We start from the raw sequence: 12740 nt of genomic DNA, 5'->3' as shown, positions 1-12740 counted from the left end.
GGGGGCCTAGCGTCGTCCGCCAGGTCCCAGGGTCCCCGGGGCCTAGCGTCGTCCGGCGTGCAACGCCAGTTCCAGCTCAAACCGTGCGGTCGGGTCTTCCAGGGTGTCGCCGAACAGCTCCCGCAACTGCGCCGCCCGGTAGCCCACGGTCTGCGGATGGATGCCGAGTTCCGCCGCAACCGGGGCGCGCTGGCCCCAGTGGCGCAGCCAGGAGAGCAGCGTTTCCGCCAGCCGCTCTCGCTGGGCCGGGCGCAGTCCCTCGAGTGGGGCAAGCCTGCGGTTTGCCAGCTCCGCAATGGCAGAGGGCTCCGCGCCGAGGATCACCTGAGCCAGGTGGTCGTCTGCCCAGATCGGCGGGTCCTCCGGACCGTCCCGCGGAGGAACTACGGAGGCCGCGAGCACCGCCAGGCGCAGCGAGTCGGGGACCTTCTCCCAGCCGCCGGCCGGGCCCACGGCGGCGCTTCGGCCCTGCAGCGCCTTTTCGAGGTTCGCCCGCATGGTGGTGGACTTCTGTACCGGGACCAGGGCGACGACGTCGGTCTCCCGTTCGATCACGAGCGTTCCAGCCCCGAGCCGCAGACGCAGCCCGGCTGCCCGCTCCAGCGGCAGCGTCACCACCACCATCCGCGGGGGCAGGGACCAGTCCGCCAGGGCTGCCTTTTGGCGGAGGGCTGCCTCATCTGCCTGACCCAGCAGCAACAGGTCCAGCAGTTCGGTGCGGCGCCGGTCCACCGCGCCGGCACGCTCGGACTGCTCGAAGGCGTACGCCTCGGCACTGACCGCGGACAGCTCGTCGATGTAGGCAAGAATCGATTCGCCCAGGTCCACCACGACGCTCTGCCCCAGGTGATGCTCGACGGACACCCGGGACATCTCCCGGAACGTCACCCGGGCGCCCATGCGGTACGCGCTCAGCAGCGCGTCCATGCTCCGGCCCTGCCGGAACTCGCCGCTTCCCAGCCCCGCCACCAGCTGCCGGCTCTCCTCCGACAGCGCCGGCAGCCTGGTCCCGGGCAACTGCAGGAAGCGGTCCAGCGCCGCGGCCACCCCGCGACGGAGCCCGCGACCGAACCGGCCCTCAATCGGCCGGGCGTAGGCGGGTACCAGTTGAGGCACCGCGTCGATGATGGCCTCGACTATGCCCGGCATCCTAGGGCGGAGCATATCGCTGACTTCCTGCGGCAGCGCCAACCATGGGGGGTCGTAACTTGGGGCCGCGGCGTGCCCGGTTGGTGTAGCGTTCATGGGTCGGATCCGTAAAGTTGTTTCGGACAGACAGTTTCCTAGACTCGATCGTATGCCTTGGGTGAAGAACTATGACGCAAACTGACATAAGCTTAGTGAATGATCCGGCTCCGTAAGCTGGCGCGCGCCGCATCTCTACTGACCACCCCGCTAGCTCCAGAAGACATTCTGGCGCTTTTCAACCCCGTGTACTCTGCCCGCCAGTTGCGCGGGGTCGTCACCCGGGTGGTTCCAGAAACGGCCGATTCCGCCACCATTTTCTTCCGTCCCGGCCGCGGCTGGCAAGCACACCTTGCTGGCCAGTGGGCCCGCATTGGCGTCGAACTCGACGGCGTCCGCCACTGGCGGTCGTACTCGCTCAGCGCCCCGGCCGGGGAGGACCCGGCCATCACAGTCACCGATATGGGCGCCGTCTCAGGGACCCTGGTGCGCAGCACCAAGCCCGGCGACGTGCTCTTCCTGGCATCGCCGCAGGGCGACTTTGTCCTGCCGGAACACCCGCGTCCGCTGCTCATGCTCACCGCCGGCAGCGGAATCACTCCGGTCATGTCGATGATCCGCACGCTTGTTCCGCACCGACCCGACGCCGACGTCGTGCTCATCCACACCGCCCGGACTCCGGCGGACGCCATTTTCCACGAGGAACTTGCCGAACTCGCGGACCAGTTCCCCAACTTCCGCGTCACCCACTGGTTCACCGGGGAACGCGGCCGGCTGGACTTCACCTCGGCCGACGAGCTTGAGCGGATCTGCCCCGACTGGCGTCAGCGGGCAGCGTACGCCTGCGGCCCCGAAGGCTTCCTCGACGATGCCGAAGCGCTCTGGGAAGCCGAGACCGCCGGGTCCTCCGCGGTAGCGGATGCGGCGCCGTCGGCCACCCTCACGATCGAGCGTTTCAGCACCAGCCTGGCCGGCGGGGAGGGGCACGACGGCGGAATTGTCACCTTCGAGGCCTCCGACCGCGAGGTCGAGGCGGACGGCGACACGCCCCTGCTCGACGTCGGCGAGGACGCCGGCCTGCTTATGCCCAGCGGCTGCCGGATGGGCATCTGCCACAGCTGCCTCATCCCCCTCCGGGCCGGCCAGGTCCGTGACCTGCGCACGGGCGAAGTCCACGGCGAACCCGGCCAACTAATCCAGACGTGCGTTTCGGCTGCCGCCGGGACCCGTAAACCTCGACCTCTAAGGAGTACCACCGCATGACGATTGTTTCCGACAAGCCGGACGTTTCCGGGGACGCAGCCAAGGGTGAGTCCGCCAAGGCGACTGCAGCCGCGAGGACGCGGCCCGGTGCCCTCGCCGAGACCGGGAGCCCGCTGGTCCGTCCGGACGCAGCGGCGCACCTCTCCGATGAGCAGGTGGCCGAACTGGGCCGCGAGCTCGACGCCATCCGCGACGAGGTCCTCGCCAAGCGCGGCGCCAGCGACGCGGCGTACATCCGCCGGGTGATCAAGGTCCAGCGAGGGCTTGAGATCACCGGCCGTGCAACGCTTCTGGTGAGCAAGCACAAAGCCGCCTGGGTCGCCGGCACGGCGATGCTGAGCCTTGCCAAGATCCTGGAAAACATGGAACTGGGCCACAACATCCTGCACGGCCAGTGGGACTGGATGCGGGACCCGGACATCCACTCCACCACTTGGGATTGGGACTTCGTCACCCCCACCCGCTCCTGGCAGCACACTCACAACGACCTGCACCACCGCTGGACGAACGTCGTGGGCAAGGACAATGACATCGGGTACAACCTGCTGCGCATGGATCCGTCCCAGGAATGGAAGCCCTTCAACCTGGGCAACCCGCTGTACAACGCAATCCTGGCACCGGTGTTCGAATGGGGGATCGCACTCTACGATCTCGAGTTGCCTGACTACAAGGAGGGCAAGAAGAGCAAGGAGGCCATGACCCGGGACCTCAAGGCGCTGGGCCTCAAGGCCCTGAAGCAGTTCACCAAGGACTACGCCGCCACACCCGCAGTCGCCATGCTGACCGGCTCCGGCAAGCAGGCGCTATACGGCACCCTGACCGCCAACGCGGTCCGGAACGTCTGGGCGCACGCGATCATCTTCTGCGGGCATTTCCCCGACGGCACCGACACCTTCACCGAAGAGATGGTCGAAGGCGAGACCCGCGGCGACTGGTATGTCCGGCAGATGATCGGATCGGCCAACATTTCCGGATCCAAGTTCATGCACCTGATGAGCGGTAACCTCTCGCACCAGATCGAGCACCACCTCTTCCCGGACCTGCCGTCCAACCGCTACGGCGAGGTCGCACCGAAGGTGCGGGAGATCTGCGAGCGGTACGGGCTGCCCTACACCACCGGGCCGCTGCTGAAGCAGGTCGGCTCCACCTGGGCCAAGGTCTTCAAGCTGGCCCTGCCGCCGAAAAAGGCCTAGGGATCCGGGCTATCGTCCCGGCGCCAAGGTAGAGGACTGACGAAGAGGGCGCCTGCCGGTATGGCAGGCGCCCTCTTCTGCGTGTCCGCAGCCGTCGCTAAGTGATTAGATCCCGACGGGTGGTTGATTTCAACGCGTCACTGCTTCATTCTGCAGCAGGAGGCCAAGCTCCGCGCGGCGGGGGAGTCCTTCCCAGTCGCCGTAGGCGAGACAGGCAAACGCTCCGGTCTTTGCGGCCAGCTCCAGCCGTTGAGCCGCCGAACTGCCCGCCATGAGTTCCGTCAGGTAACCGGCTACGAACGCGTCACCTGCCCCGACAGTATCCAATGCCACGATCGGCATGGCGGCCTGGTGAAAAAGCTCGCCGTCAATACAGGCGACCGCGCCCTTGCTGCCCAGTTTGATCACTGCTTGGGTAGGGCCGAGCGCGGCCATTCGCTGTGCAGTTTCATCGGCGCTACCTGCGCTGCCCACCGCCAGCGCCGCTTCGTCGTCGCCGGCGAACACGACGTCGGCCAGGGGAATCAGTTCGCTATAGGCGCGGCTGGCGCTCGCCGCGGTCCAGAGGCTCGCGCGGTAGTTGAGATCGAACGAGACGGTCACCTCGTGTGCCCGCGCGGTCTCCATGGCCCGGCGGACCGTTGCGGCCGCCGAGGTGGACAGCGCAGGCGTTATCCCGCTGACGTGCAGGATCGAGGCACCCGCGATCAGGTGCGGATCGAGGTCATCAGGTGTGATTCGCGAGCCTGCGCTGCCGGCGCGGTAGTAGCTCACCTTCTGCGTCGACATGGTGCGGCGCTCCTTCAACATAAGCCCCGTCGACGCGGCCGGGTCCTCAGTTACCCGGACGGTAACTCCCTCGGCCCGGATCTCACGCGTGATGAGTTGCCCGAGGGCGTCTGTCCCCACCCGCCCGCACCAGACGGCGTTGCCCCCAAGGCGCTGCACGCCGATGGCCACGTTCGATTCGGATCCCCCGATGCCGAGGCCCATGGTGGATACGTGGGCGAGCGGTCCCGGATGCTCGGCGGTGAGGAGTGCCATCGTCTCGCCCATAGTGACGAGGTACGGTTGCGATGGCGTGGCGGCATTCATTTCGCTGCCTGCGCCTCGTCGACGATGCCGCGCAGCCGGACGGCACGCTCGGTAAGTTGTTTCCGGTCCCCGCCGTGGAATGCGTCGCCGAGGAGCGGGCCCCCGAGGCTGACGGCCAGGGCGCCGGCACGGATCCAGGCCGCGGCATCGCTGATGCCGATCCCTCCGGATGGAACGACCTCAATGTCGGGAAACGGACCGCGGAGCATCGAGACGTAGCCTGGGCCGACCACCGACGCGGGGAAGACCTTGACGGCAGTTGCTCCGGCGGACCATCCCGCAAACAACTCCGTAGGAGTAAGACCGCCAGGGTAGACCGCAACGCCTCTGTCCACGCCCACGGCGACGATGTCCGCGTCCGTCAGCGGAGTGACGAGGTATTTTGCCCCGGCTTCGATTGCCCGCACTGCCTCGGCCGGCGTGGTGATGGTCCCCACCCCGAATTCGACAGTTTCACCAAAGCGTTCCCGAAGGCGCGGAAGTTCCTCGAACACGCCTGGAGTACTCAAGGTCAGTTCGACGCTGAGGACACCGCCCTCGACCAGTGCTTCGACTACCGGGGCGTACGAAGTGGCATGGGGTGCGCGCATCACTGCGATTATCCGGGTATTGAGCAGGATCTGTGACGGCCCGGTACGGACGGCGACGGCGGAGCTTTGGGTTGGGGACAACGGAGGTTCCTTACAGTTCGGTGTGGTGTTGTGGCGAAATGCTTTACCCGTGACGGGACGCGGTTTCCTGCTAGCGGCCGAGCCATCCTCCATCGACAGGAAGGACTACGCCGCTGACGTAGTCCGATGCGCGTGACGCCAGGAATACCGTTGCGCCGGCGAGGTCGTCCGGGCGTCCCCACCTGGCCGCGGGAATTCGCTCGAGAATGCCCTTCTGGCGGCTGGCATCGTCTTGCAGCGCCTGGGTGTTGTCCGTGGCGATGTAACCGGGGGCAATCGCGTTGACGTTGACGCCGAGGGGCGCCCACTCGTTGGCGAGGGCCTTGGTGAGACCCGCGATGCCGGCCTTCGATGCGGTATACCCGGGTACGGTGATGCCGCCCTGAAAGCTGAGGAGCGACGCGGTGAAAATGATCTTCCCGCTGCCCCGCTCGATCATTGACTTACCCAGTTCTCTGCTCAGCACGAACTGGCTGGACAAATTCACTTCGATGACCTGGTCCCACATGTCATCTGGATGCTCCGCCGCGGGCCTCCGGGCAATCGTGCCGCCGTTGTTGACCAGTATGTCGATGGGGCCGGAGGCTGCCAGCTCGTCTGCAAGTCTGCGCACGTCTGCACGCTGGGCAAAGTCGGCCCGGATGCCGGTGAAGCGACGCCCGAGTTCCGTGACGCGTTTCTCGACGATACTCCCCTCGGACTCGAGATTGGCCGACACGCCAATGATGTCCGCCCCGGCCTCAGCAAGCGCCACAGCCATCCCCAGACCAATGCCCCGACGCGCCCCGGTGACGACAGCTGTTTGTCCACTGAGGTCGAAAAGTCCGTTCGTGCTCATGAGGCAGCCTCTGCAGTAGCGCGGCAGTCGACAAGAACTTTCATGGCCCCGCCGGACTCGAGGGCATGGAATCCCTCTTCAACGTCGTGCAGCGAGACAACGCGGGAGATCAGCCGTCGGGCTGGAATGAATTCGTCGGCCACAAGCTGCACCGCCTCTTCGAAGTCCTCGCGCTGATACAGGCGGGCGCCGAACATTTCCAGCTCCCGCCAGAAGAACCGGTGCAGGTCGATCTCCTTGGGTTTCGGATGAATCGCGACCATGACAAGGCGGCCCCTGGTCGTGAGGACTTCAACGGCCAAGTTCACGCCGGCCGCTGCCCCGGAGACCTCAAAGGCCACATCCGCCCCTGCGCCGTCGGTTTCCCGCGTGACGAGATCCAGCAGGTTTTGCTCGCGGGGGTCGATGGCGCGGATTCCGGCCTCCTTGGCGATGGCCCGTCGGCCCGGGTCCAGCTCGACCAGCACCACGCGGGCGCCGCGGTGCTGTGCGACGGACGCGATGAGCTGGCCGACCGGGCCTCCGCCGATGACCACGGCGAAGTCGCCGGCGGCCAGCCTGGAGCGGCGCACGTCGTGGACGGCAACGGCAGTCGGTTCGATGAGTGCCGCTTCGTCGAGCGCAAGGCTGTCGGGCAGGGCGACGACGATTTCGGCCGGCACGTTCCAGTTGCTCTGCATCGAGCCGTCCGAGTCGATGCCGACGAAGTCCAGCTTGTGGCAGATGTGTGTATGTCCGCGCCTGCATGCTGCGCATGAACCGCAGGACAGGGTGGGCATGACGGTTACGGGCTGGCCGACGGCCCAGCCGGTCACACCATCACCCAACGCGGCGATGACACCGGACATTTCGTGTCCGATGATCGCCGGCATGCTGACGCGTGCGTCCATGTCTCCGTGGAAGATATGCAGATCGGTTCCGCACAGCCCTGTGTAGGAAACGGCGATCTGCAATTCACCCTGCTGTGGGGGGAGGCAGGGCGGCTCAATGGTACTGAATGTTCGTGATCCGTTGTACGTGGCAGCGGTCATGGAAATGCTCCTTTGCATTGGTCGAGGAAGTTTGTGGAACGCGGTCAGTGGGTGCGGTATCCCAGGGCGTTGGAAATGGCCGCTGCCGCGGTGAGCAGATCATCGGCCATAGCCTCGATCTGCTCTTCAGAATGTTCGATGGTGAGTGTGGAGATGCTCAGCCCGTACCGGACGACGCCCGTATGGTCGTGCACCGGGGCAGCTATGCAGGCAATCCCCGGGACGTTCTCTTCGCGGTCGCGCGCGATCCCGCGGCGACGGACGTCCTGCAGTTCCATCTTGAATTCGTCCAAGGAAATGATGGTCGCGTCCGTGAGCCGCGGCATCCCGGCACGCCGCATGATCTGGTCGACCTTCTCATCGTCGTAGGTTGCCAGAATGGCCTTGCCGATCCCCGTCGTATGGAGCGGAACCGAGTGGCCGACCCGGGAGGGCATTGTGTAAGGCTTGTCGGAGTCCCGGCGCATGATGTAGACCACCGAGTCCCCGCTGATCGCACCCATGTGCACCGTGCAGTGAATGGCTTCGACGAGGGCATCTACGAATGGCTGCGCTATCGAGGAGATATCGATCCGTTCCAGCGCCTTACCCGCCATAGCGAGAATTGACGGTCCTGGGAGGAAGTTTCCGTGCGGGTCGACTGTAACGAACTGACGTTCGACGAGCGTCGATATGATGCGGTGCACTGTTGCTTTGGGGAATCCTGTAGCCGATACCACTTCCGAGAAGCGCGCGTGCTCCAGGGCCGCTGCCAGCACGATGAGGGTCTTCTCGCTCGTGCTGGGCGACGCCGGAGGCACCCGATCGATGTTGTGTCCTGCCATGGCCGCTTTATCCTGCCTTTCAATAGCGCACTGGCCGGTCACCGCATATCCGTTATGGCTACACCATCCATGTCATCGAACGACTGGTTTTCGCCGGCCATCGCCCAAACAAAAGAATAGCTGGCGGTTCCGACCCCGGAATGGATGGACCAGCTGGGCGAAATGACGGCGTCGAGGTTGCCGGCCATCAGGTGCCGTGTCTCGCTCGGTTCTCCCATCAGGTGAACCACCCGGGCATCTTCCGGGAGGTCGAAGTAGAGGTAGGCCTCCATCCGGCGGTCGTGCGTGTGCGCCGGCATCGTGTTCCACATGCTGCCGGTGTGCAGGGTTGTCACTCCCATGACGATCTGGCAGCTCGCGACACCCTTCTCGTGGATGTACTGGTTCAGGGTCCGCCGGTTGGAGGTCGACTGGTCCCCGAGCTCACGCACGGTACCGGCGCCGGCTTCTACAAGGGTGGTGGGCAAGGTAGCGTGCGCGGGTGCCGAAAAAATGTAGAAACGCGCAGGGTCGTCTCCATCCGTGGAGAACTCAACCTCGCCGGCACCGCGTCCGATATAAAGGCATGAACCGTGGGCGAGAGAGTAGCGCTCGCCGTCCACCGCTACGGTGCCGGGGCCTCCGACGTTGATGATGCCGGCTTCACGGCGTTCGAAAAACCGGTCGGTACGAAGCTCCGGGAACGAGAGAAGGGACAGGGGCCCATCCACCGGGCTGGCCCCGGCCAGGACGACGCGGTCGCCGTGCGAGTAGACCGCCCGCAATTCGCCGTCAACGAACAGATCCTGGACGAGGAACCTGTCGCGAAGATCGACGCTCGTGAGCGAGGGGATCTGGTCGGGGCTGGTTGAGTGGCGAACTTGCATGACGGTGTCCTTAATTTTCAATCGGTCCTGCGGTGGGGATCGGTATAGTACGGCGGTCATAGGAATCCGAGGATCCGGGGTAGCCACAGCGAGAGCTCTGGCACGAACGTGATGATGAACAGCATGCCGATCAGCACGACCATGAACGGTAGGAGCTTGACGATCACGGGCTCGATCGCCACGTTCGCCACTTGGGCGCCGACGAAGAGCACGGGTGCCGACGGTGGAGAAATGACAGCGATCGAGAGGTTGAACACCATCATGATGCCGAAGTGCACGGGATCGACGCCGTAGCTCACGGCGATCGGGAGGAAGATCGGCGTAAAGATAAGGATCGCGGGAGTGGCGTCCAGCGGAATGCCGATGATGAGCAGCACGATCATCATGATGAGCAGCACAACGACCTTGCTGTCGGTCCACCCGAACAGGCTTTCGGCCAGAAGTTTCGGGATACGGGTGAAGCTCATCACGAAGGACATAATCGTTGAGACGCCGATGAGGAACACGACAACGGAACTCGTGCGCGCGGCGTCGAGCAGGATGCGGGGCAGGTCGTTGATCTTGATGGTGCGGTACGCGAACGAGAGCAGCAGCGAGTAGACGACTGCAACCGCCGAACCTTCTGTTGGGGTGAAGAATCCGGAGACGATCCCCCCGATGACGACGACGATGAGACTCAGGGACGGCAGGGCCTGCAGGAACACCCGCAGCGCTTCACCGGGCGGGGTCCACTTCTCCGCCTTGAGCTCAGGATGCCGTCGGGCGTACAGCCACACGACGACCATGCAGGTGAGGCCCCAGAGGATACCCGGGATGTAACCGGCCAGGAAGAGCGCTCCGACTGACGTACCTCCGCTGGCCAGTGCATAGATGATGAGCGTGTTGCTCGGCGGAATCAGCAGGCCACTTGGCGCCGCGGCGACATTCGCTGCGGCGCTGAACGCCGGGTTGTAGCCTTGCTTGGCTTGGATCGGTGCGGTGGTTGAACCGACGGCGGCGGCTGTGGCCACCGCGGAACCGCTCACGGCCCCGAACAGCATGCTGGCGAGCACACTCGTTTGGATGAGCGGTGCGGGGGTACGCCCCACGAGCACTTTGGCAAGATTGATCAGCCGGATGGCTATCCCCCCGTTGTTCATGATCACACCGGCGAGGATAAAGAAGGGGATAGCGAGAAGCGCGAAGGAATTCACGCCATTGAAGAGCCGCTGGGCGGAAGCAAGAGCGCCGTCCTCGAAGCCGAGGACGTACACCATGGAAAGGGCGGAAGGCAGCGCGACACTGATGCTGATGGGTGCACCGATGGCCAGCAGCAGCACCATCCCGCCAATCAGCATTGTGGCAACGGTAACGGCGTCATTCACAATTCGACCTGCATTTCCTCGGGTGCCGCCACGTTTTCCTCGGCGGTGATTATGCGGAAGAAGTGGTAACCGAGGTAAAAGGTCAGCAATATGCCGGCGACCGGAACCCCCAGGTAAAGAACGCCCTGCTTGACCGGCAGGATCGGATTGGACTGGTTCCAGGCAAGTACGGCGTTGAGGTAACCGCCGTAAACCATGAATACCGTCGCGAAGGCGATGGACGACAGGTAGGCGACGGCGGTGACCCACCGCTGCGCCACGACGGGAATCTTTCGGACCAGCAGGTCGATGGCCACGTCGGCTCGTTCGCCTGTCGCTACCGAAATGCCGATGAGGCTGAGCCAGATGAAGGTGTACCGTGATGCTTCCTCCGACCAGACGCTGGGATCGTTGAAGACCAGCCTGGTGAGGATCTGCCAACACACGAGGAGCACAAGCACCGCGAACAGCACGATGCATATTGTTCTCAACACGGAGTCGACCGCTTGTTTGAACTTGGGCATGTCAGTGAATTCCCGTCGTGGCGCCGCGACTTAGCGGGCGGCTTCTATCTTGTCGAAGATTGTCTTGGTGACGTCGTTGTTGACCTTCTGTTTCTGCAGGGGAGCGGCAGCGGTCCGGAAGGCCTCGACGTCCGCCTCGCTGAACTTGGCACCCGCATCTTCGGCTTTCTTCTTCGCCGCGGTCACCTTTTCGTTGAACGACGCAAGTTCACCCTTTACCGACTCGGCGAACAGTGACGAGAACCCTTTGCGTTGCTCGTCGTTGAAGGCAGCCAGCACGGCGGAGTTCGCCACGAGATAATCGGGGAACATGAGGTGCTTGGTGTAGGAGTAGTACGGCGCGATCTCGGAGTGTGCCAGATCCGCGAAGATCAGCTCGTTGTTTTCGCCGCCGTCGAGGACTCCGGACTGGATCGCCGTGTATACCTCGCCCTGAGGCATAGGCGTACCCACGCCTCCCATTAGGCCCAGCAGCGAAACGTTCGTGTCCGAGGAGATGACACGGATCTTTTGTCCGGCTAGGTCGGCCGGCGACTTCACCGGGCCGTCCTTGGTGTAGACGTTGCGTACGCCGCTGTGGTAGGCGCCGACAACTGCGAGGTTCTCCTTCGTGGACAGCGAGTTATAGAGATCGCCGGTGATGTCGGCATCATTCAGGACCGACATCTGGTGCTCGGCCGAATCGTAGAGGTAAGGAAGGTTGAGGACGGAGAAGTCGGGGTTGAAGGCTTCCATGAGTGGCCCTCCAACGATGGCCATGTCGATCGCGCCGGACTGCACAAGTTCCAGCGTCTCGGCCTGGGAGCCGAGCTGCTCATCCGGGAATAGCTCCAGTTCGTACGCGCCGTCGGTTGCCTCCTTGAGTTTCTTGCTCAACTCCGTGATGGCCACGGCCTGCGGATGGGACGCGTTCTGGTTAAAGGCAACCTTCAGCACTTTTGTGGAGGCCTGCCCTGACTGTCCTCCACCTCCCGAAGCGCAGGCGGTGAGCCCCAGCACTGCTAATGCAGATATGGCAAGCGCGGTAACTGCTTTGTTTCGACCCATGTGAATCCTCTTCGTTGAGCCCACGCATGTGGGCGCTTCTTTGCGCCTCGGACGGAGTGGTCCCGTTGCCGAAATGGAAATGATTTCCATCGGGGATGCACCTTCACCGAAAATGGAACCGAGTTCCATTCCTGGAAATCTAGCCTGCTCCTCGCGCGGGTGTCAAGGACAAATGTGATTTATCCCGCAGAGTCGCTTAGCCTGCAGGGACGGCCAAAAGTGTGCTCTGCTGGGCAGGATGGCATCTCAAGGAGCGGAATGCAGGTGGGCGCACCCCGGTAATGTGACTTGCTGCCGCCATCAGTTCTGCGCCGTATCTCCATCTTGCGTGTCCGCCGGCCGGCGGGTTCGGCGTGGCCGGAACGCCTTACATTGCACGGCGCTCACTGCTAGTTTGGACAGCAGCGCCCGCTGCTGATGGTCCGCTACAGGCGGCTGGCAATTCGTCCCGAACCAGGAGGATTGATACTGTGAATGACGTACCCCAGCACGATGAACTTCCCTTGCCCGATTATGATCACCTCCCCGTCGGGACGCTTCCGACCCGGATCACAGGACTCAATGAAGCGCAGCTTAGCCAGGTACTCGCCTACGAGCGTGCGCACGGAAACAGGCTGCCCGTGGTCCAGATCCTTGAAACCCGGCTGACTGCCCTGCAAGGCGGTGCCGAGCCAAGCGGGCCAACCGCCCCGGGCACGCCGGAATCAAGCCAGACGCAGCAGGGGTCTCGTGTGACGCCGGCGACTTCCGGGCCGCCACTGAATCCGCCCTCGCACGGCGTTCCGACCAACCCCGCGCAGCCGCGCTGACGCGCTCGCCGGCTCCGGGACCGCACGGGAGTCCTTTTCGCCTTAATCCGG

The 12740-nt window shown here is 64.2% G+C and carries 12 protein-coding genes and 1 pseudogene; 3 read left to right on the top strand and 10 right to left on the bottom strand.

Annotated elements, in window-relative coordinates:
- Window positions 1-42 precede the first annotated feature (42 nt).
- A complete protein-coding gene (locus QFZ69_RS19875; protein WP_306913842.1) occupies window positions 43-1245 on the bottom strand; it encodes a CdaR family transcriptional regulator in 1203 nt (400 codons plus the stop codon).
- Window positions 1246-1344: 99 nt separating this feature from the next.
- Here QFZ69_RS19875 and QFZ69_RS19870 point away from each other — a divergent pair.
- Window positions 1345-2431 (top strand): annotated as a pseudogene (locus tag QFZ69_RS19870) (ferredoxin reductase).
- A 13-nt stretch (window positions 2432-2444) separates the two neighbouring features.
- Window positions 2445-3641 (top strand): acyl-CoA desaturase, encoded by a 1197-nt coding sequence (locus QFZ69_RS19865; RefSeq protein WP_307000361.1) that lies wholly within the window; start codon window positions 2445-2447, stop codon window positions 3639-3641.
- 129 nt (window positions 3642-3770) lie between these two features.
- Here QFZ69_RS19865 and QFZ69_RS19860 read toward each other — a convergent pair whose 3' ends face one another.
- The 9 genes from QFZ69_RS19860 to QFZ69_RS19820 all read right to left on the bottom strand — a co-directional run bounded on the left by QFZ69_RS19860 (window position 3771) and on the right by QFZ69_RS19820 (window position 11769).
- Window positions 3771-4736, bottom strand: coding sequence for a sugar kinase (locus QFZ69_RS19860; RefSeq protein ID WP_307000358.1), 966 nt, complete (start codon window positions 4734-4736; stop codon window positions 3771-3773).
- Window positions 4733-5407, bottom strand: coding sequence for a bifunctional 4-hydroxy-2-oxoglutarate aldolase/2-dehydro-3-deoxy-phosphogluconate aldolase (locus QFZ69_RS19855; protein ID WP_307000355.1), 675 nt, complete (start codon window positions 5405-5407; stop codon window positions 4733-4735). Before QFZ69_RS19855 ends, QFZ69_RS19860 begins: the two co-directional genes overlap by 4 nt.
- 70 nt (window positions 5408-5477) lie before the next feature.
- On the bottom strand, window positions 5478-6245 hold the full coding sequence (locus tag QFZ69_RS19850) for an SDR family oxidoreductase (RefSeq protein ID WP_306913837.1): 768 nt from the start codon (window positions 6243-6245) through the stop codon (window positions 5478-5480).
- Entirely contained in the window at window positions 6242-7276 is a 1035-nt protein-coding gene (locus tag QFZ69_RS19845) for a zinc-binding dehydrogenase (protein WP_306913835.1), read from the bottom strand. Before QFZ69_RS19845 ends, QFZ69_RS19850 begins: the two co-directional genes overlap by 4 nt.
- A gap of 44 nt (window positions 7277-7320) precedes the next feature.
- Window positions 7321-8100 (bottom strand): IclR family transcriptional regulator, encoded by a 780-nt coding sequence (locus QFZ69_RS19840; RefSeq protein WP_306913833.1) that lies wholly within the window; start codon window positions 8098-8100, stop codon window positions 7321-7323.
- A gap of 38 nt (window positions 8101-8138) precedes the next feature.
- The gene (kduI, locus tag QFZ69_RS19835) at window positions 8139-8966 is read right to left on the bottom strand and encodes a 5-dehydro-4-deoxy-D-glucuronate isomerase (RefSeq protein ID WP_306913831.1); all 828 of its coding nucleotides are present in this window, start codon (window positions 8964-8966) and stop codon (window positions 8139-8141) included.
- 56 nt (window positions 8967-9022) lie between these two features.
- The gene (locus QFZ69_RS19830) at window positions 9023-10330 is read right to left on the bottom strand and encodes a TRAP transporter large permease (protein ID WP_307000353.1); all 1308 of its coding nucleotides are present in this window, start codon (window positions 10328-10330) and stop codon (window positions 9023-9025) included.
- Window positions 10327-10833 carry a TRAP transporter small permease gene (locus tag QFZ69_RS19825; RefSeq protein WP_306913827.1) on the bottom strand — a complete coding sequence of 169 codons (507 nt, stop codon included), beginning with the start codon at window positions 10831-10833 and terminating at the stop codon, window positions 10327-10329. The genes QFZ69_RS19830 and QFZ69_RS19825 overlap by 4 nt, the downstream gene beginning before the upstream one ends.
- 30 nt (window positions 10834-10863) lie before the next feature.
- Entirely contained in the window at window positions 10864-11769 is a 906-nt protein-coding gene (locus tag QFZ69_RS19820) for a TRAP transporter substrate-binding protein (protein WP_306913825.1), read from the bottom strand.
- Between the two features lie 581 nt (window positions 11770-12350).
- Here QFZ69_RS19820 and QFZ69_RS19815 point away from each other — a divergent pair.
- On the top strand, window positions 12351-12689 hold the full coding sequence (locus tag QFZ69_RS19815; RefSeq protein WP_306913823.1) for a hypothetical protein: 339 nt from the start codon (window positions 12351-12353) through the stop codon (window positions 12687-12689).
- The last annotated feature ends 51 nt before the right edge of the window (window positions 12690-12740 follow it).

The organism is Arthrobacter sp. V1I7 (assembly GCF_030817015.1).
Taxonomy (GTDB): Bacteria; Actinomycetota; Actinomycetes; order Actinomycetales; family Micrococcaceae; genus Arthrobacter.
Note: the sequence above shows the minus strand (reverse complement) of the source record. Positions and strands in the feature narration are given on the sequence as shown.